Source organism: Nocardiopsis sp. CNS-639, from assembly GCF_000381685.1.
Classification (GTDB): Bacteria; Actinomycetota; Actinomycetes; order Streptosporangiales; family Streptosporangiaceae; genus Nocardiopsis; species Nocardiopsis dassonvillei.
The window spans coordinates 22737-42337 of record NZ_KB906861.1; the positions used below are offsets into that span (position 1 = coordinate 22737).

The window sequence follows — 19601 nt, forward strand, 5'->3', positions numbered from 1 at the left end:
GACCGCCCGCTCAGCGCGCGCGGGGGGCGTACCGGTCGATCTCGGCCAGCTCCTCGGCGTCGAACTCCAGGTTGGCCACCGCGGCCACGTTGTCCTCCAGTTGCGCGACGCTGCTCGCGCCGATCACCGCCGAGGTCACCCGGCCGCCGCGCAGCACCCAGGCCAGCGCCATCTGCGCCAGCGACTGCCCGCGCCGCCGGGCGATCCCGTTGAGCCCGCGCACCCGCTCCAGCACATCCTCGGTGATGCCCTCGGCGTTCAGGAACGGGCTGTTCCCGGCCGCACGCGAACCCTCCGGCACACCGTGGAGGTAGCGGTCGGTCAGCAGCCCCTGCGCCAGCGGGGAGTAGGCGATGGAGCCCGTGCCGACCTCGTCGAGCACGTCGAGCAGTCCGTCCTCCACCCACCGGTTGAACATCGAGTAGGAGGGCTGGTGGATGAGCATCGGCGTGCCCAGGTCGCGCAGGATCGCCGCGGCCTCGCGCGTCTGCTCGGGGGAGTAGTTGGACACGCCCGCGTACAGGGCCTTGCCCTGGCGCACGGCCGTGTCCAGCGCGCCCATGGACTCCTCCAGCGGGGTGTCGGGGTCGGGCCGGTGGTGGTAGAACACGTCCACGTACTCCAGGCCCATGCGCTCCAGGCTCTGGTCCAGGCTGGACAGCAGGTACTTGCGCGAGCCCCACTCGCCGTAGGGGCCGGGCCACATCAGGTACCCGGCCTTGGTCGAGACCACGATCTCGTCGCGGTAGCGGCGCAGGTCCCGGGCCATGACCCGCCCGAAGTTCTCCTCCGCGGAGCCGGGCGGGGGACCGTAGTTGTTGGCCAGGTCGAAGTGGGTCACGCCCAGGTCGAACGCGCGCAGCAGGATGGCGCTCTGGTCCTCGATACCGCGCTCGTGGCCGAAGTTGTGCCACAGCCCCAGGGACAGGGCGGGCAGCCGCAGGCCGCTGCGGCCGCACCGCCGGTAGGGCATCGTCTCGTACCGCTCGGGGGCGGCGACGTAGGTCATGGCATCTCTCCCTCGTGTGGCTGTGCGCCGGGTCCCCGCGCGCGGGCGGGCGGACCGGCGTGCGGAGAGTACAGCGCGCGGGACAGGCGCACCAACAGCGCCCCCGCGTCGGCGGTTCGGGGCATCCGGAACCGTGTCGGCCACGGGCGCCCCCGTCGCCCTCGCGCGAGGAAAGACGGCCGTCCCCGTCGCTCCCGCGCGCGGACAAGGAGTGTGGTGCCCCCGCGCTCGGCCATGCGCGGGAAGTCCCCGTCCTCTCGCGCGCGGGCAGGAGACAGACGAGGGCGGTAGCCGGCGTGGGCCAGCGCCCCTGCTTCCTCCCGTGCGCGGGCCGGGGACAGCCCCGGCCGTCCGGCCGCCCGGCGGGTGCACCTGGTTCCTCCCGCACGCGGAGGAGGCCCGCCTCCGCGGCCCGGAGCCCTTCCCCGCCACCGCCCGACCGTGGCCACCTGCGGTTTCGTGCGGGGGCTCAGGGGTAGCCCGTACGCCTGTCACCCCGGTTCCGTACAGACAGAAGAGGGAGTGAACGTCGATGCACCACGAGACCCAGCCCCCGATCGAGGGCTACGAGGGCCTTCCGCTGGGGACGCTCCAGCACCGTGTCCGCTCGCTCGACGCCGACCAGATGCGCCAGCTCATCCACTACGAGTCCGAACACGCCAACCGGATCAACGTCCTGGAGATCCTGGAGCACCGCCTGATGGAGCTGGAGCAGGGCGCCGAACCCTCCGGGGGCTCGCAGGAGTTCCAGCCCGAGCGCCCCGGACCGCCCACCGGCGGCTCACCGGTGAGCGAGGACACCGCCGCTCCCGCGTTCAGCCCGCCGCCGCAGGGCGTCCCCAACCAACCCGCCAAGCCCAAGGGCGACTACCGGCCCGGCGGCCAGTGAGGCGTTCCCCGGCCCCGCCGGGACACGGGGGCGCGGAACACCGCTCCCGTGTTCGCGGCGGTGGCCGCGGTCCCCGCCGCCGCTGCGGGAATCCGGCCCGGGGACGCGGACCGGGGCGCGGCCACCGGCCGTTTTCGCTCCGCCGCCTCGGGTAGCCGTACACCCACATCCCCCTGGAACGCTCTTCTCCGACGCACAGGGAGTGACATGGCGCTGGCATCCACCGCGGGCCCGGCCCGCGGCCACGGCGGACGGGGCGGCCGGTGATCCGCGGCAGGGCGCCCCTGGTCCTGGCCGGTGCGGGCTGGGCGGCGTCCCGAATCCGGGACAGGCGTGACCGGTGGGACGAACCCGAACCGCGGCGGCGCCGCCGACGCGGCGGGACGGTCCCCTGGATGGTGGCGGGTGCCGCCCTGGGCCTGGGAGCCGCGGCGCTGGCCGGTCCGCGGCGGCCCGCCCTGCTGGACGGCAGGGTCGCGCTCATCACCGGCGGCTCCCGCGGGCTCGGACTCCAGTTGGCCCGCGAGTTCGGCCGGCGCGGCGCGTCCGTCGTGATCTGCGCCCGCGACCGGGACGAACTCGACCGCGCGGTGGCCGACCTGGAGCAGCGGGGCGTGCGGGCGCGCGGCGTCCGGTGCGACGTCCGCGACCCCGAGTGCGCCGAGGAGCTGGTCGAGGAGGCCACCGCGGCCTTCGGCCACCTGGACTTCGTCGTCAACAACGCGGGCATCATCCAGGTGGGGCCGCACGAGACGCTCTCGGAGAGCCACTTCCGCGACGCCATGGAGACCATGTTCTGGGCGCCGCTGCGCATCTCCCGGGCCGCCATCGGCCCGCTGGAGCGCACCCGCGGCTCCCTGGTCACCATCACCTCCATCGGCGGCCACCTGAGCGTGCCGCACCTGCTGCCCTACTCCTGCGCCAAGTTCGCCGAGGTCGGCCTCTCCGAGGGACTGGGAGCCGAGGTCGCGCGCCGGGGCGTGCGGACCACCACGGTGGTCCCGGGGCTGATGCGCACCGGCTCCCACAAGGCCGCCGTCTTCTCCGGAGACCCCGAACACGAGTACACCTGGTTCTCCCTGGGCGCCGGGCTGCCCCTGGTCTCGGTGAGCGGGGAGCGCGCGGCGCGCCGGATCGTGGAGGCGGCCGCGCGGGGGCGCAGCTACCTGGTGCTCACACCACTGGCCCGGGCGGCCATCGTCGCGCGGGGGCTGTGCCCCTCCTTCGTCCAGGGCGCCATGCGCCTCATGGACCGGGTCCTGCCGGACCCGGGCGGATCCGTGGAGCGCAGGCCCGGGCGCGAGGCGGACGACACCGTGGTCAACCGGGTGCTGAAGCTGCCCACGGCGCTCAACGAGCGCGCGAGCAGGCGCCTCAACCAGAGGGACGACGAGGGCGGCGGCACCTCCGGGGACCGGGGGCCGGACGCCGACGGACCGGAAGGGTCCGGGACGGGACCGGGCGGGCCCGGCCGCTGACCGGAGGCCGCCGCGGTGGACGGCGACCGGTGACCGCGAATCGGGAGAGGACGACGTGACGCGTTTCGGATACTTTCTCGCCAGCGAGGAGCACGGGCCCAGGGAACTGGTCCGCCAGGCGCGGGCCGCCGAGGAGGCCGGGTTCGACTCCCTGTGGATCTCCGACCACTACCACCCCTGGCTGGACGCGCAGGGGCAGAGCCCCTTCGTGTGGTCGGTGGTCGGCGCCATCGGGCAGGTGACGTCCCTGCCGGTCACCACGGCGGTGACCTGCCCGACCACGCGTGTGCACCCGGCGGTGGTCGCGCAGGCCGCGGCGACCGCCGCGGCGATGGTCCGGGGCGGGTTCACCCTGGGCGTGGGCACCGGCGAGGCGCTCAACGAGCACATCCTCGGCCAGCCCTGGCCGCCCGCGGCCCGGCGCCTGGAGATGCTGGAGGAGGCCATGGAGGTGATGCGCAAGCTGTGGACCGGCAAGCTCGTCACCCACCGGGGCCGCCACTACGAGGTGGACACCGCGCGCCTGTACACGCTGCCGGAGGAGCCGCCGGGGATCTACATGTCGGCGTTCGGACCCAAGGCCACGGGGCTGGCGGCCAGGGAGGCCGACGGCCTGATCCAGGTGGCGCCCAGCGACGAGACGGTCGAGAACTTCCGCGCCTGGGGCGGCGACGGCAAACCCGTCCAGGGCGGGCTCAAGGTCTGCTGGGCGCCGAGCGAGGCCGAGGCCCGGCGGGTGGCGCACGAGCGCTGGCCCAACGAGGCGCTGGCGGGGGAGGCGCCCCAACTGCTGCCGCTGCCGCGCCACTTCGAACAGCTCACCCGGGGGCTGGTCACGGAGGACATGGTGGCGGAGGAGATCGCCTGCGGACCCGACCCGGAGGTGCACGTGGCGGCGATCCGCCCGTACCTGGAGGCCGGTGTGGACGAGGTCTACGTCTGCCAGGTGGGCGACGACCAGGACGGCTTCTTCGCGTTCTACGCGGAGGAGGTTCTGCCCCGGTTGCGAGCCGGGGCCTGACGAGCGGTGCGGCGCGCGGGCGGCGGAGTCCGCGGGCCGCGCCCGTGAGGAGGACAGATGCACACCCGTACCCGTGACGGCACCCTGCGCGAACCGGATCCGATGCCGCCGGACCCGTTCCCTCCGACCCCGATGCCGCCTCCCCCGCCCGAGCCCGAGCCCGTGCCCGTGCCGGAACCGCCCGGCCCGGGACCGCTCCCCGAACCGCCGGGACCGGAGCCCCAGCCCGAACCCGCCTGAGACACCCGCCGTACCCTCGCGCGGGTGGAACCGTGGGGCGCGCACCGCTGGTGACCCGCGCGCCCCACGGGTTCGTCGTGCGCGGGGAGGTTCTGTCCGGCTCGCGTGTCGCCGGGCGGGGCCGCTGAACGGGGGGAACGCCGACCGGACGCCCGGCGCGGGCGTGCACGAAAGTGAATCCGTTGCGTCAGGGGGATTGTCCCGTGCGTGACGATCGGCCTAGGTTGCACGGGAAAGACTCCTTCCGGTTCGGACCGCCCGCCCGGGCGGCACCGGGCCGCCACCTGCTGGAGGAACCACAGTGGCGCAACCCCCCGCCCCCGCCCGACGGCGTCCCGCCCCCGTCCGTACCGCCCTCGCGGGCGCACTCCTGCTCGCACCCCTCGCGCTCGTCGCCGCGCAGGGCCCGGCCGCGGCCGCCCCCGCCGCCCCCGCCTCCGCGGTGGCCGAGGCACCGGCCCGGGCCGCCGCCAGTCCCGTCGAGACCCACGGCCGACTGCGGGTCTGCGGCCTCAAGCTCTGCGACGAGAACGGCGAGACCGTCCAGCTCACCGGGATGAGCTCCCACGGCCTCCAGTGGTACAGCGACTGCCTCACCGACGGCTCCCTGGACGCGCTCGCCCACGACTGGAACGCCGACGTCCTGCGCGTGTCCATGTACGTCCAGGAGGGCGGCTACGAGACCGACCCGCGCGGCTTCACCGACCGGGTCCACGAGCTGATCGAGGAGGGCAGCGCGCGCGGCATGTACGTCATCGTCGACTGGCACATGCTCACGCCCGGCGACCCGAACCACAACACCGACATGGCGCGCACCTTCTTCTCCGAGATCGCCTCCGTCCACGCCGACAAGGACAACGTCCTGTACGAGATCGCCAACGAGCCCCACGGGGTCTCCTGGGACGCGATCCGCGGTTACGCGGAGGAGATCATCCCGGTCGTGCGCGCCGGGGACCCCGAAGCCGTCGTGCTCGTGGGCACCCGAGGCTGGTCCTCCCTCGGCCTGTCCGAGGGCTCCGACCACACCGAGATCACCGCCGACCCGGTGGACGCCGACAACATCATGTACGTCTTCCACTTCTACGCCGCCACGCACGGCGACTTCCACCGGGAGGGCCTGCGGGCCGCGGCGCGGGACCTGCCGCTGTTCGTCACCGAGTTCGGCACCCAGGAGGCCACCGGCGACGGGCCCAACGACTTCGCCTCGGCCCAGGCCTACCTCGACCTCCTGGCCGAGGAGCAGATCAGCTGGGTGAACTGGAACTTCTCCGACGACTTCCGCTCCGGCGCGGTGTTCGAGACGGGCACCTGCGCCGCGGACGGCCCCTGGACGGGCACCGAGTCGCTCAAGCCCGCGGGGGAGTGGATCCGTGACCGCATCCGTGAGAGCGGGGTCGCCCCGACCGACCCCACCGATCCCACCGACCCGGACGCGTGCGAGACCCCGGCCTGGTCCTCGGGAGAGGTGTACACCGGCGGCGACCAGGTCAGCCACGGCGGACGCCTGTACCGGGCCCAGTGGTGGACGCGGGGGGAGGAGCCCGGGACCACGGGTGAGTGGGGCGTCTGGCGGGACCTCGGCGCCTGCTGACCGACCCGGGACCGGCGGTCGGGCCCGAGCCCTGAAGCGGAGGCCCTCCCGGCCCGGCCGGGGCCGCGGCCACCCGCCCACGGCGGGGCGCCGCGCTCTCGGCACCGGGGACCCGGCCCGCCCACGGAGGACACGGGGCGCCGCCCACGCCGAGCGCGGGCGGCGCCCCGCCGTCTCCGGAGGAAGCCCCCACCGGAGCCGGATCGCGGGTCCGCCCCCCGGGGGCCGCCCTCCGGCTTCGCGGAGCCCGCTCCCTCTCGCCCCGCCGGGCGCGGCGGTCCCGCCCCTCAGTACGACTGCACGGTGGAGATGCGCAGCTCACCCTGCTCGTCCACGTCCACCAGGACGTGGTCGCCCGCCACGAGCTGCTGGTCCAGCACCATGCGCGAGAGCCTGTTGCCGACGTTGCGCTGGATGGTGCGCGCCAGCGGCCGGGCGCCGTAGGCGGGCTGGTAGCCGCGCTCGGACAGCCAGCCCACCGCCTCGTCGGTGAACCGCACGGTGATGTCCTGAGCCTTGAGCCGCTCCTCGGTGCGCTCCAGCAGCAGCCGGGTGATTCGGCCCAGCTGCTCCTCGCCGAGCTGCTTGAAGATGATGACCTCGTCGATGCGGTTGATGAACTCGGGGCGGAACTCCTCGCGCAGCCGCCGCATCACCCGCTGCTCGGTGTCGGGGTCCATCTGGCCGTCGGCGGTGAAGCCCATCGGCGCGCCGCCGGTGATCGCCTCCGACCCCAGGTTGCTGGTCATGATGACCACGGTGTTGCGAAAGTCCACGGTCCGCCCCTGCCCGTCGGTCAGGCGGCCGTCGTCCAGCAGCTGGAGCAGCAGGTTGAACACGTCCGGGTGGGCCTTCTCCACCTCGTCCAGCAGCAGCACCGAGTACGGGTGGCGGCGCACCGCCTCGGTGAGCTGGCCCGCCTCCTCGTAGCCCACGAACCCCGGGGGCGCCCCGGTCAGGCGGCTGGCGGTGTGCCGCTCCTGGAACTCGCTCATGTCGATGCGGACCATGGAGTCCTCCGACCCGAACAGGGCCTCGGCCAGCGCACGCGCCAGCTCGGTCTTGCCCACACCGGTCGGCCCCAGGAACAGGAAGCTGCCCACCGGCCGGTCGGGGTCGCCCAGACCGGCCCGCGAGCGGCGGATCGCCTCCGAGACGGCCGTGACCGCCTCGTCCTGGCCGATCACCCGCTCGTGCAGCACCTCCTCCAGGTTGACCAGCCGGTCCCGCTCCTCCTGGGTCAGCTGGGAGACCGGGATGCCGGTGCTGCGGGAGACCACCTCGGCGATGTCGGCGCTGGTCACCTCGGGGACCGACGAACCGGTTCCGCGCGCCTGGTGGATCGAGCTCCTGGCGGCGGCGATCTCGTCGCGCAGCGCCGAGGCGCGCTCGTAGTCCTCCTGCTGGACCGCCTTCTCCTTCTCCTCCTCCAGGCCCTTGAGCCTGCCCTCCAGCTCGCGCAGCCCGGAGCTGGAGGACTTCAGGCGCAGGCGCACCCGCGCGCCCGCCTGGTCGATGAGGTCGATGGCCTTGTCGGGCAGGAAGCGGTCGGTGACGTAGCGGTCCGACAGCTCGGCCGCCGCCACCAGGCTCTCGTCGGCGAACCGCACCTGGTGGTGGGCCTCGTAGCGGTCGCGCAGCCCGCGCAGGATCTCGACGGTGTCCTCCACCGACGGCTCGGGCACCTGGATCGGCTGGAATCGGCGCTCCAGGGCCGCGTCCTTCTCGATGTTCTTGCGGTACTCGTCCACGGTGGTCGCGCCGATGATGTGCAGTTCGCCGCGGGCCAGCGCGGGCTTGAGCATGTTCCCGGCGTTCATGGACCCCTCGGCGGCACCGGCGCCGACGATGGTGTGGATCTCGTCGATGAAGACGAGCAGCTGGTCGGACTGGGCGCGGATCTCGTCCACGATGGCGTTCAGGCGCTCCTCGAAGTCGCCCCGGTAGCGCGTGCCCGCCACCACCCCGGCCAGGTCGAGCTGGACCAGGCGGCGTCCGAGCAGGGTCTCGGGGACGTCCTCGTCGAAGATGCGCTGGGCGATGCCCTCCACGATCGCGGTCTTGCCCACGCCCGGGTCGCCGATGAGCACCGGGTTGTTCTTGCGCCGCCGGGCGAGCACCTCGATGCACTGCTCGACCTCGTCGTCGCGGCCGACCACCGGGTCCAGGCGGCCCTCGCGGGCCAGCCCGGTCATGTCGGTGCCGTACTCGTCCAGGGTCGGGGTGGCGGAGGGCTCGCCCTCTCCCTGGTCGGCGGCGGGCGGCGCCCCGGCGGCCTTCTGGAGCGACTGCGGGGTGATCCCCGAGCTGCGCAGGAGCTGGCCGACGGCGCTGTCGGTGTTGACCGCCAGCGCGAAGAGCAGGTGTTCGGGAGTGATGCTGGAGCTGCCCGTGGCGCGGGCGATCTGGAGGGCGTCGAGGAGGGCGCGCTTGGCGGCGGGGGTGAGCCGGGCGGACCCGCGCACCGACCTCGGGGTCTGCGACACCGCCTGGTCGATCACGTCGATGACCGGCTGGGCGTCGGAGCCGCTGTTCTGCATCATCTCCCGTGTGGGCGGGTAGCGCAGCAGGGCCCACAGCAGGTGGACCGCGTCGACGTCGGCGCTGCCCGCCTCCAGGGCGCGGCGCACCGCGGCGTCGGCCACCTGCTGGGCCTCGGGGCTCATCAGCTTGGACAGGTCCACGCGGCGGACCGGCCCCCGGGCCCCCAGGAAGCGCGCCAGGAACTCGTCGAAGGAACCCGGGTCGCTGCCGCGGTCGTCGGGAAAGTCGTGTGTCATGTCGTCTTCGTCCCCCGTGCGTGCGGTAGTGGCTTGATCACTCTAGGTGAGTATCCGGAGTTTGTTCGGTAGCGGTCGTCGGCGTGGGGACCGAACGCGCGGGGGCGGCCGGTCCGTCCTCCCGCCGCGCCGGACGTTCCCGCCGAGGGCCGCGCCGGGCCGGGTCGTCCTCCGCCCCGGCCCGCTACCCGACCCGGCGCGGGGATAACACCCGGCGAGGGGACGCGGGAGGCCCGTCACACCCGGTGAGCGGTCCGCCCCGGCCGACCGCACGTCGGTCCCGGTACGGGGCCGTTCGGTGCGACCGGACGCGGGCCCCGGCACGGGGCCCGCTCCAGGGCCTCGCGCAGGCCCGAGCCCAGAGCCGAGCCCAGGGCCGTACGCGGACTCCGGCACGTGTGCGCGCCGGGGCCGCGCACGGACTCCGGCGCGCACACGTGCTGTCCTGCGGTCAGTCGGGGCGGTGCCGCCACAGCCGTACCGACACCACGACGATCGTGCAGGCCAGCACCACCGCGCCGACCACGGAGACGGTCTGGAGCGCGGTGCCCAGCGCCGTCTCTGCGGCCTCGCGCAGCGCGGACCCCACCGCGCCGCCCAGGTCACCGGCGACGGCCGCGGCGGCGCCGACGCCCTCACCGGCGGTCTCGGCCGCGTCCGAGGGGACACCGGCGGGCACGGAACCCTCCAGGACACCCCGGTACACCGCCAGCCCCAGCCCGCCCAGCAGCGCCAGGCTCAGCGTCTGCCCCATGCCCGAGGCCACGTCCACCACCGCCGAGGCCGTCCCCGTCCGCTCCCGCGGCGCGGCGGACAGCGCCAGCTGGCTGCCCAGCGTCATCGCCGGGCCGCCGCCGAGGGAGAGCAGGACGGTACCGGTGACCAGTCCCCACAGGGACCCGGGACCGGCGGACGCCGCCATGGACACCAGCCCGACGAGGGCGACGGGCGTCGACAGCGCCAGCACCTGCCCCGCGGTCGCCCACCGCAGCAGCAGCGGGGTGAGCATGGTGCCCGCCAGGCCCGCCACGGCGGGAAGGACCAGCAGCAGGCCCACCAGGCCGGGCGACACCTCCAGGGCGGACTGGAGGAACTGCACGAGGAACAGGTTCGGGCCGCCCGCGACCAGCAGCATCAGCAGGGTCAGGGACACCGCCGCGCCGAACCCCCGCGCGGAGAACAGTCCCGGGGGCAGCAGCGGGTCGTCCAGCCGCCGCTGGCGGCGCCAGAACAGCCAGCCCAGCGCCAGACCCCCGGCCACGGCGGCCAGCAGTGGCGGCTCCGGCCCCCGCGACACGGCCTCCTGGAGACCGAACACGACCAGGACCAGGGCGGCCGTGGACAGCAGGACGCTCGCGGGGTCCAGCCGCCCCGCACCGGGGTCGCGGAACTCCGGCAGCAGGAACGGCAGGGTCACCAGCGCGAACAGGGCCACGGGCACGTTCACCAGGAACACCGACCCCCACCAGAGGAACTCCAGCAACAGGCCGCCCAGCGGCGGGCCCAGCGCCATCCCCACCGAGAACGCGCTCAGGTACAGCGCCACGGCGGTGGCGAACTGCCGGGAGTCGGGGAACATCTGCCGCAGCAGCGCCAGCGCGGACGGCGAGATCACCGCCACGGACGCGCCCAGCACGGCGCGGGCCGCGATGAGCGTCACGGGGTCGGGGGCGAAGGCTGCCGCCGCCGAGGCGGCCGCGTACACGGCCAGGCCGGTCAGGAGCAGCAGGCGCCGCCCCACCCGGTCGCCCAGGCGGCCCATGGTCAGCACCAGCCCGGCGCCCAGCAGCTCGCCCACGTGCAGGATCCACAGCGACTGGGCGGCCGAGGGCAGCAGGTCGGCGCCGATCCGGGGCAGTGCCAGGTAGAGCACCGACACGTCGTTGGCCATCATGAACACGGGCAGGGTCAGGATCGTCAGCCCGAGCCACTCGCGCCACGTCGCGCGGCGGTGCGGGGCCTGGAGGGTCATCGGTTCTCCATGGGTCGTCGGGCGGCTCGGAGGGGTCGGCCGCGGGTTATGGGGTTGTCCGTCCCCGGCGACGGCGGGGCGGGCGTCAGGACGGGTAGGGGACGGCCGCGCGGTGGGCGCGCAGCGCCCGCGCCCACCAGGTGAGCTCGTCGAGCATGCGCGCGGCGGCCTCCTCGGCGGCCTCGGGCTCGGAGGGCCAACCGCCTTCGGCGTCGAACCGGTCCCAGAAGTCGGCGAAGGACACCGAGTCGCGCACCGTGACGGCGCGCAGCTCGGCGAAGACCTGGCGCAGCTGCTCCACCGCGCGCAGGCCGCCGGAGGCGCCGCCGTAGGACACGAAGCCGACCGGCTTGGCCCGCCACTCGTCGACGAACCAGTCGATCGCGGTCTTGAGCGGAGCCGGGAAGCTGTGGTTGTACTCGGGGGTGACGACGACGAACGCGTCGGCGGCGGCCAGGCGCGGCGCCAGCGCCGCCACGGCGGCCGGGGGCTCGCCCTCCGTCAGGCGTCCGGGCAGGCGGGTCCCGGCCAGGTCGACCGGGTCCACCGCGACACCGCCGTGACCGCGGGTCCGCTCCCGGAACCACGCGGCGGCGGTCGGACCGAAGCGGCCCTCCCGGGTGCTGGCGACGATGACGCACACGCGGACGGGCGCGTCACCGGACGCGGTGGCGGGGGCCCTGGCGGTGGTGTCGGCGGACACGGGGATCACTCTCCCTCGGGGGTGGTGTGTCGTCGGCACCCACGCTCGCCGCCCCCGCACTCGGTCCGGCCCCGGTCCGCACTCGGCCCGGTCCCGGGCGGCCCCGGTCAAGGCGTTCGCGCATGCGGCGCGTGTCCGACCAGGGTCCTCGCGTTCGGTCCGCGCCGGGCCGGGGGTTTCCGCGCCGGGCCGGGATTCGCGCGCCCGGCCCGTACCGGGTCGGCGTCCCCGCCCTCGGCTACGGTGAGGCCATGCGCTTCGGTGTCCTGGGCCCCGTCCGCGCGTTCACGGACGGCGGCCGGGCCGTGCCGATCCCCGAACGCAAGGCCCGCGTCCTGCTGGCGGCCCTGCTCGTCCACCGGGGCTGGCCGGTGTCGGCTGACCGCCTCGTGGAGTGGCTGTGGGGGGACGGGCCCCGGCCCGGCAGCCCCGAACGCGCCCTGCAACGCAAGGTGTGGGCCCTGCGCCGGGCCCTGGAGGAGGCCGAACCCGGCGCCCGCGACCTGGTCCGCCACCGCCCGCCCGGCTACCTCCTCGACGTGCCTCCCGCCTCCGTGGACGCCGAGCGCTTCCACCTGCTGGCGGACGCGGCCCAGGACGCCGCCGGTCCCCGTGAACGGGCCCGGCTGCTCACCGAGGCCCTGGAACTGTGGCGGGGCCCCGCCTATGCCGACGTGGCCGACGAGGAGTTCGCCCGGCCGACGGCCGCCCGGCTGGAGGAGCGCCGTCTGGGCGCGCTGGAGGAACACGCCCTCGCCCGGCTCGACCTGGGCGAGCACCGCGGGGTGACCGGTCCGCTGGGCGCCCTCGTGGCCGAGCACCCCCTGCGCGAGCGGCTGGTGGCCGCGTACATGCGCGCCCTGTACGAGGGCGGGCGCCAGGCCGAGGCACTGGCCGCGCACACGGCCCTGGCCGGGCGCCTGCGGGAGGAACTGGGGGTGGACCCCGGCCCCGAGGTGGCCGAGCTGCACGGCCGCATCCTGCGCCACCAGCCGACCTCACCGGCTTCCGGGGGCGTCTCCGGGCCCGGAACACCGGCGGAAACCGTGCCCGCGACGGCACGCGCCTCCCGGGTTCCCACGGAACCCGCGCCGCGCGCGGGGGCCGTCCGTGCGACGCCGGGAGCGCCTGTGCCGGGGGCGGGAGGCGCCGCCGTGGCGCCGGGGGGACCGTTTCCGCAGGCAGGGAGCTTCCACGGGACGCCGGAGGAGCCCTTTTCCGCGCCGGGGACCGCGTCCGGATCGCCGGGGGAGCCGTTGCCGCAGGTGGAGGGCGGCCACGGGACACCGGGGGCACCTGCCTCCGGTACGGGGAACACATCCGGAACGGACTCGAACGTTCCTCCCCGAGCGGGGAACGCCCGTGGAACACCGGAGGCGCCCGCTCCCGGACCGGGGACCGCGCCCGGAACCCGGGCCGCGCCCTCCGCCGGCGCCGCCCCGGCGCACACGGTCACCGGCCGCGCCTTCCCGCCCCTGCCGCTGACCGCGCTCGTGGGCCGCGAGGAGGAGCAGCGGCGGGTGGCACGGCTGCTGGCGGAGGTCCGCCTGGTCACCCTCACCGGGATCGGCGGGGTCGGCAAGACCCGCCTGGCCCTCGCGATCGCGCACGAGCTCGCCCCCGGCTTCGGCGGTGGGGCGCACATGGTCGAGTTCGCCGCCCAGCGGGCCGCGCCGGGCTCCTCCGCGTCCGAACCGGACCCGGTCACGGCCCTGGCCCGGGCACTCGGGGTCCGCGACGGCGGCGGGACGGACCCCCTGCGCCACGTGCTGGGCGCGCTGGAGGGCAGGCACGCCCTGCTCGTCCTGGACAACTGCGAGCACCTCGCGGGCGAGGTCGCCGACCTGGTCTCGGCCCTGCTCGGCCGCCTGCCGGACCTGCGCGTCCTGGCCACCAGCCGCGAACCCCTCGGCGTGCCCGGAGAGGTCCTGTTCGGCGTCGAACCCCTGCCCGTGCCCTCCGCCGGCACACCGGCCGACCGCGTCGGCGACTCCGGCGCGGTGCGCCTGTTCGCCGAACGCGCCGCCGCCTCCGCCCCCGGGTTCGCCCTGACCCCGGACAACGCCGCCGACGTCGCCCTGCTGTGCCGCCGCCTCGACGGCATCCCCCTGGCCCTGGAGCTGGCCGCCACCCGCGTGCGCGCCCTCGGCGTCACCGGTGTGCTCTCCCGCCTGGACGACCGCTTCCGGCTGCTGGCCACCGCCCGCCGCCACCTGCCCCCGCGCCAGCGGACCCTGCGCGCCATGGTCGACTGGAGCTGGGAACTGCTCGACGAGCGCGAGCGCGTCCTGCTGCGCCGCCTCGCCGTGTTCACCGGCGGATGCGCCCCCGAGGACGCCGAGGCCGTCTGCTCGGGCGGGGGCATCGACGCCGCCGACGTCGTGGACCTTCTCACGAGCCTGGTCGACCGCTCCCTCGTCGTGGCCGTGGACGACCCCCTCACCGGCCGCCGCCACCGGCTCCTGGAGTCCGTCGCCGACTACGCCTGCCAGCGCCTGTCCGAGGCCGGGGAGGCGCACGTCCTGCGCGGGCGCCACCTGGACCACTACACCGCCCTCGCCCGCCGGTACGCGGGGCGGATACTGGGTTCCTCCCAGGGGGAGGCGCTCCGGCGCCTGGACGCGGAGGCGTCCAACCTGCGCGCGGCCCTGGACGAGGCGGTCGGGCGCGGAGCCGGAGGGCACGCCGCCCGCCTCGTCAACTCCCTGGGCTGGTACTGGTACATGCGCGGCCGCTACCGGGAGGGCCGCCGCCTGACCCGGCGCGTCCGCGACGCGGTGCGCGGGTCCGCCTCCACGGAGGCGGCCATGGCCGGGGCGACCGCCGCGGTGTTCGAGATCCTGGCCGGGGACGGGGACGACCACACCGCCCCGGTCCGCACCGCGCTCGGAGCCTTCGACGACCTGCCCGGGGCGTCCGGCGACGCGGTGCTCGAACGCGCCCGCGCCGCCTGGATGCTCGGGTTCGTGCTGTACAGCCGGGGGGACCGGGCCGTCAGCGAGGACCTGGTCGCCCAGGCGCTGGCCGTCTTCCGCGAGCGCGACGACCGCTGGGGGCTGGCCGCCGCCCTGACCGCACGTGCCTCGCACGCCCTGGGACGCGGGGACCTGGACGCGGCGGGCGCCCTCGGGCGTGAGGCGCTGGAACTCTTCCGCGGGCTCGGGGACCGCTGGGGCCAGCTGAACGCCCTGACCGTCCTGGCGACGCCGGCCGAGGCCACCGGCCGCCTCGCCGACGCGGCCCGCTTCCGCGGGGAGGCCCTGGGCATGGCCGAGGAGCTGGAGCTGTGGTCCGAGGCCGCCGGGGCCACGGCCGGGCTGGGCCGGATCGCCCTGCTGGAGGGGGACCTCGACCGCGCCGACGGACTCCACCGCAGGGCGCTGGACCTGGTGCGGGGGCAGGGGGACGTGCCGGGGGAGCGGTACGCCCGGCTCGGTCTGGGGCTCAGCGCGCGGCGCCGGGGAAGGCTGGAGGAGGCCGAGCGGTACGTGCGGCCGGTCGCGGAGTGGTCGGCCCGGGTGGGCTGGCTGCCGGGCGCCGCCCTGGCCCTGGCCGAACTGGGCTTCTCGGCGGAACTGCGGGGCGACGCGGCCGAGGCGCTGCGCCTGCACCGGGAGGGGCTGGCCGCGGCCCGTCTCAGCGGCGACCCGCGCGCGCTGGCCCTGGCGCTGGAGGGCGTGGCCGCCGCGCACACGCTCACCGGCCGCCACGGCGAGGCCGCCGGGCTCCTGGGCGCCGCCGAGACCCTGCGCGAGGGCGCGGGCGCGCCGGTGCCCGCCGCTGAACGGGGCGACGTGGACCGCGCGGCGGCGCGCGCACGGGCGGCCCTGGGCGAGGCGGAGTTCGCGCGGGCGTTCGCCCGGGGGCGGACGCTCCCGCCCGCGGACCTCGCGGACCTCCTCGACGGCGGGGAGCCGCGCCCCGACCCGGCCTGAGGGCCCGAACACGCGCGGCGGGGAGGACCCGAGGGCCGGTTCCCGTGCCCCGGGGCGGTGCGCGGGTCCCCTGACCAGCCCGTTCGCGTGCGGCCGCGCCCGTCTGCGCGCCCGCTTCCGCGACCTCCTCCGCGCTCTCTCCACCCCGCCGCACCACCGCATGCGGGGCCCGACCCGGGCCTCCCTCCGCGTGCCGCCGTGCCCTCCTCCGGACGGCCGCAACGCCGTGTCCGCAAGAGATACGGTGTGCCCCGCGCCACCCGAAAAATAATTAATTACTATTTATTCTTGACGTTACCTGAGTCACTCTGGCATGCTCTCCTGCAGTTGAGGAAGGCGTCCGCGCAGGTGAGCGCGTACGCCCTACGCCAAGGAGGACCCCATGGGCAGACGACCGCCGCGCCCCCCGGGCCGCGCGCTCGCCGCTCTCACCGCCGCCCTGTGCGTGCTGCTGCTCGCCGGATGCGGTGCCAGGCTCGGCGAGGACGGCCGCATCGGCGTCGTCTACATGGACGCGCAGGGCTTCTACGCGGGAGTCCGCGAGGGCATGCAGAACTACGCCGACGACTCCGGACGCGAGCTCCAGCTCCTGGAGCTCAACGCCCGCGGAGACGCCTCGGAGGAGAGCACCTTCGTGGACGTCGTCTCCTCGGCCGACGTCGACGCCCTGGTGCTGTCCCCCGTCTCGGCCACCGCCTCGGTGCCCGCCGTGCGCCTGGCGCACGAGAGCGGGATCCCGGTGATCTGCTACAACACCTGCATCGAGGACGAGGCCGCCAAGGAGTACGTGACCTCCTACATCCTGGGCGACCCCCACGAGTTCGGGCGCCTGCTGGGTGACGCCGCCGCCGACCACTTCGAGGACGAGGGAGTGGAGGACCCCCAGATCGGCGTCCTCAACTGCGAGTTCGTCGAGGTCTGCGTGCAGCGCCGCGAGGGCTTCGAGGAGGCGCTCTTCGCCCGCCTGCCCGACGCCCGGATCGTCGCCAACCAGGAGGGCGCCACCATCGACGAGGCCGTCAACGTGGGCGAGCGCCTGCTCACCGCCCACCCCGACCTCGACGCCTTCTACGGGGAGGCGGGCGGCGCCACCATGGGCGCGGTCCGCGCCGTCACCAACCGCGGCCTGGCCGGGGAGGTCGTGGTCTTCGGCAGCGACATGTCCACCGACGCGGCCCGCGCGCTGTCCGACCACCGCATCCTCAAGGCCAACGTCGACATCTCCGGAATCGCGGTCGGCCTGCTGGCCGGGGAGACGGTCGAGCGCATCATCGCGGGCGAGGCGCCCGAGGAGTTCGTCACCGAGGCGCCCATCGACCTCTACACCACGCCCGAGGACGGCGAGGAGTGGCTGGAGGAGCACCCGGACGGCGTCCCCTAGACCGGCCGTCCGAGCACGTCCGCCCCCTTCGTCCCACCTGTGGAGTACCCATGAGCGACACCTCCGCCGCGCCCCCGGCCGACACCGACGTCGTGGCCCGCGTCCGCGGCGCGACCAAGAGCTACCCCGGCGTCCGAGCGCTGGACCACGCCGACTTCGAGATCCGCGCCGGAGAGGTCCGCGCGCTGCTCGGACGCAACGGCGCCGGAAAGTCCACCCTGATCCGCCTGCTGTCCGGCGTGGAGGCACCCGACGAGGGCGAGATCGAGATCGGCGGCCAGCCGCTCGGCCAGGGCGGCATCCGCCGGGCGACCAAGCTCGGCGTGGGCACCGTCTACCAGGAGCTCAGCCTGGTCCCGGAGCTGTCGGCGGCCGAGAACCTCTACCTCGGCACGTGGCCCAAGGCCGCCGGGCGCATCGACTACGGCCGCGTCAGGGCCGGGGCCGAGGAGGTCTTCGCCGAACTCGGCGTCGACATCGCCCCCGACACCCGGGTCGGCGAACTGCCCCTGGCCCAGCAGCAGCTCGTGGAGATCGCGCGGGCCTTCCGCGCCCGGCCGCGCCTGCTCATCCTCGACGAGCCCACCAGCGCGCTCGCCGCCGGTGAGGCCGAGACCGTCCTCAAGGCCGTCGAGCGCGTCGCCTCCCGCGGCGTCGGCGTCATCTACGTCAGCCACCGCCTGGACGAGATCCGCCGGGTCGCCGACACGGTCACCGTCATGCGCGACGGCGCCGTCGTGGAGACCACGCCGGTCCGCGGCGCCACCACCCGGCACATCGTCTCCCTCATGCTCGGAGGCGAGACCAAGGAGGAGAACAGGCCGGTGCGCCGCGCCGCCGCCTCCGGGACACCGCTCCTGTCGGTCCGCGACCTGGCGGTACCGCCCAAGGTCGACGGCGTCTCCTTCGACCTGCACCCCGGCGAGGTCCTGGGCCTGGGCGGCCTCATGGGCTCGGGGCGGACCGAGATCCTGCGCGCGCTCGCGGGCTTCACCCCCTCCCGGGGGACCCTGGAGGTGGACGGCTCGCCGGTGGCCCGCCCCACCCCCCGCGCGATGAAGCGCCTGGGCGTGGGCATCACCCCCGAGGACCGCAAGGGAGAGGGCGTCGTCCCCCTCCTGGGCGTCTCCGAGAACATGGTCATGACCTGGTTCGGCGGCGCCTCCAAGGCGGGGACCGTGCTCCCCTCCCGCGTCTCGGGGATCGGCCGGGGCCTCATCGACCGGCTCTCGATCAAGGCCGCCGCGACCGACACCCCCATCGTCAACCTCAGCGGCGGCAACCAGCAGAAGGCCGTCATCGGCCGCTGGCTGCACGCCGGGAGCCGCATCCTGCTGCTGGACGAGCCCACCCGGGGCGTGGACGTCGAGGCCAAGGCCCAGATCTACGCCATCGTGCGCGAGCTGGCCGAGCAGGGGGCCGCGGTCCTCTTCGTCTCCAGCGAACTGGAGGAACTCCCGCTCGTGTGCGACCGCGTGCTCGCCCTGCGCGGAGGACGGCTGCAAGGCGAGTTCACCGGCGACGACATCACCCTGGACAACATCATGGCCGCCGCGATGGCGGCGTGAACGGCGAGGTAGACCAATGACCACCACCACCAAGGTCACCGGCGAGGCGGTCTCCGCCCGCGGCGACCTCATCGGCCGCTACGGCCACCGCCTCAACGAGATCGGCCTCCTGGCCGCCATCCTGATCCTCTACGTCGTCCTCGGGCTCTCCGCCTCCGGGTTCCTGAGCCTGGACAACCAGCTCGGCCTGCTGCGCAACGCCGCCACGATCGGCATCGCGGCCTGGGGCGTCACCCTGGTGATCATCGCCGGGGAGATCGACATCAGCATCGGCCCGGCCGTCGCCTTCGCCTCGGTCATCGTGGCCAAGGGCGCCACCGAGTGGAACCTGGGCGTGATCGGCGCCATCATGCTCACCCTGGCCATGGGCGTGCTGTGGGGCGCCCTCGCCGGATGGCTCCGGGCCCGGTTCAACGTGCCCTCCTTCATCACCACGCTGGGACTGTGGAGCGTCCTGGGCGGTATGGCGCTGTACATGACCGACGCGCTCCCCGTACCGCTGCCCGAGAGCGGCCTGCTCGACGTGCTCGGCGGCTCCGTCCTGGGCGTTCCGACCGCCGCGCTGGTCATGCTCGTGCTCTTCGCGGTCTTCGCCTACGTCGCCAAGTACACCGCCTACGGCCGCTCCGTCTACGCCACCGGCGGCAACGCCGCCGCCGCGCAGCTGGCCGGGCTCAACGTGGCCCGGGTGCGCGTCCTGCTGTTCGCCACCACCGGCCTGCTCTCGGCCATCACCGGCGTGCTGCTCGCCGCCCGCCTGGGCTCGGGCAACGGCGGCGCCGCCGCGGGGCTGGAGTTCGACGTGATCGCCGCCGTGGTCATCGGCGGTACCGCCCTGGCCGGCGGACGCGGCTCGCTCGGCGGTACCTTCCTCGGGGTCGTCTTCATCACGGTCATCGCCAACGGCCTGGTGCTGCTCGGCGTCAACTCCTTCTTCCAGGACGTGGTGCGCGGCCTCATCATCGTGGGCGCCGTCCTGATCAACGTCGTCATCAGCAGGCGCAGCGCGGCCAACCGCCTCGCCTAGCCGCTCC

13 protein-coding genes are annotated in these 19601 nt (G+C 75.0%); 9 read left to right on the forward strand and 4 right to left on the reverse strand.

Annotation, left to right across the window (positions count from 1 at the left end):
* Positions 1-10: 10 nt before the first annotated feature.
* A complete protein-coding gene (mgrA, locus tag G011_RS0114050) occupies positions 11-1009 on the reverse strand; it encodes an L-glyceraldehyde 3-phosphate reductase (RefSeq protein WP_019609032.1) in 999 nt (332 codons plus the stop codon).
* A 532-nt stretch (positions 1010-1541) separates the two neighbouring features.
* On the opposite strand from mgrA, the gene G011_RS0114055 reads away from it, so the two are divergent.
* The 5 genes from G011_RS0114055 to G011_RS0114075 all read left to right on the forward strand — a co-directional run bounded on the left by G011_RS0114055 (position 1542) and on the right by G011_RS0114075 (position 6228).
* Entirely contained in the window at positions 1542-1898 is a 357-nt protein-coding gene (locus G011_RS0114055) for a hypothetical protein (RefSeq protein ID WP_019609033.1), read from the forward strand.
* A 263-nt stretch (positions 1899-2161) separates the two neighbouring features.
* Positions 2162-3376, forward strand: coding sequence for an SDR family oxidoreductase (locus G011_RS0114060; RefSeq protein WP_019609034.1), 1215 nt, complete (start codon positions 2162-2164; stop codon positions 3374-3376).
* A gap of 55 nt (positions 3377-3431) precedes the next feature.
* Positions 3432-4397, forward strand: coding sequence for a TIGR03557 family F420-dependent LLM class oxidoreductase (locus G011_RS0114065; RefSeq protein ID WP_019609035.1), 966 nt, complete (start codon positions 3432-3434; stop codon positions 4395-4397).
* A 57-nt stretch (positions 4398-4454) separates the two neighbouring features.
* Positions 4455-4637, forward strand: a complete 183-nt coding sequence (locus G011_RS0114070; protein WP_019609036.1) for a hypothetical protein — start codon at positions 4455-4457, stop codon at positions 4635-4637.
* 301 nt (positions 4638-4938) lie between these two features.
* Positions 4939-6228: a cellulase family glycosylhydrolase gene (locus G011_RS0114075; protein ID WP_019609037.1), complete on the forward strand. Its 1290-nt coding sequence runs from the start codon at positions 4939-4941 to the stop codon at positions 6226-6228.
* 287 nt (positions 6229-6515) lie between these two features.
* On the opposite strand, the gene G011_RS0114080 is transcribed toward G011_RS0114075, so the two are convergent.
* The 3 genes from G011_RS0114080 to G011_RS0114090 all read right to left on the reverse strand — a co-directional run bounded on the left by G011_RS0114080 (position 6516) and on the right by G011_RS0114090 (position 11683).
* The gene (locus G011_RS0114080) at positions 6516-9008 is read right to left on the reverse strand and encodes an ATP-dependent Clp protease ATP-binding subunit (protein WP_019609038.1); all 2493 of its coding nucleotides are present in this window, start codon (positions 9006-9008) and stop codon (positions 6516-6518) included.
* 451 nt (positions 9009-9459) lie between these two features.
* Positions 9460-10980 (reverse strand): MFS transporter, encoded by a 1521-nt coding sequence (locus G011_RS0114085; protein ID WP_019609039.1) that lies wholly within the window; start codon positions 10978-10980, stop codon positions 9460-9462.
* A gap of 85 nt (positions 10981-11065) precedes the next feature.
* Entirely contained in the window at positions 11066-11683 is a 618-nt protein-coding gene (locus tag G011_RS0114090) for an NADPH-dependent FMN reductase (protein WP_155979777.1), read from the reverse strand.
* 251 nt (positions 11684-11934) lie between these two features.
* On the opposite strand from G011_RS0114090, the gene G011_RS0114095 reads away from it, so the two are divergent.
* The 4 genes from G011_RS0114095 to G011_RS0114110 all read left to right on the forward strand — a co-directional run bounded on the left by G011_RS0114095 (position 11935) and on the right by G011_RS0114110 (position 19594).
* On the forward strand, positions 11935-15618 hold the full coding sequence (locus G011_RS0114095) for a BTAD domain-containing putative transcriptional regulator (RefSeq protein WP_019609041.1): 3684 nt from the start codon (positions 11935-11937) through the stop codon (positions 15616-15618).
* A 382-nt stretch (positions 15619-16000) separates the two neighbouring features.
* Complete coding sequence (locus G011_RS0114100) at positions 16001-16999, forward strand: substrate-binding domain-containing protein (protein ID WP_013152412.1); 999 nt, start codon at positions 16001-16003, stop codon at positions 16997-16999.
* A gap of 50 nt (positions 17000-17049) precedes the next feature.
* Entirely contained in the window at positions 17050-18567 is a 1518-nt protein-coding gene (locus tag G011_RS0114105) for a sugar ABC transporter ATP-binding protein (RefSeq protein ID WP_019609042.1), read from the forward strand.
* Positions 18568-18583: 16 nt separating this feature from the next.
* Positions 18584-19594, forward strand: coding sequence for an ABC transporter permease (locus G011_RS0114110; RefSeq protein WP_019609043.1), 1011 nt, complete (start codon positions 18584-18586; stop codon positions 19592-19594).
* The last annotated feature ends 7 nt before the right edge of the window (positions 19595-19601 follow it).

Excerpts from the sequence above, each read along its gene's own strand:
- G011_RS0114080 (WP_019609038.1), bottom strand. The coding sequence starts at position 9,008 with ATGACACACGACTTTCCCGACGACCGCGGCAGCGACCCGGGTTCCTTC.
- G011_RS0114055 (WP_019609033.1), top strand. The coding sequence starts at position 1,542 with ATGCACCACGAGACCCAGCCCCCGATCGAGGGCTACGAGGGCCTTCCG.
- G011_RS0114100 (WP_013152412.1), top strand. The coding sequence starts at position 16,001 with ATGGGCAGACGACCGCCGCGCCCCCCGGGCCGCGCGCTCGCCGCTCTC.
- mgrA (WP_019609032.1), bottom strand. The coding sequence starts at position 1,009 with ATGACCTACGTCGCCGCCCCCGAGCGGTACGAGACGATGCCCTACCGG.
- G011_RS0114095 (WP_019609041.1), top strand. The coding sequence starts at position 11,935 with ATGCGCTTCGGTGTCCTGGGCCCCGTCCGCGCGTTCACGGACGGCGGC.
- G011_RS0114105 (WP_019609042.1), top strand. The coding sequence starts at position 17,050 with ATGAGCGACACCTCCGCCGCGCCCCCGGCCGACACCGACGTCGTGGCC.
- G011_RS0114070 (WP_019609036.1), top strand. The coding sequence starts at position 4,455 with ATGCACACCCGTACCCGTGACGGCACCCTGCGCGAACCGGATCCGATG.
- G011_RS0114110 (WP_019609043.1), top strand. The coding sequence starts at position 18,584 with ATGACCACCACCACCAAGGTCACCGGCGAGGCGGTCTCCGCCCGCGGC.
- G011_RS0114085 (WP_019609039.1), bottom strand. The coding sequence starts at position 10,980 with ATGACCCTCCAGGCCCCGCACCGCCGCGCGACGTGGCGCGAGTGGCTC.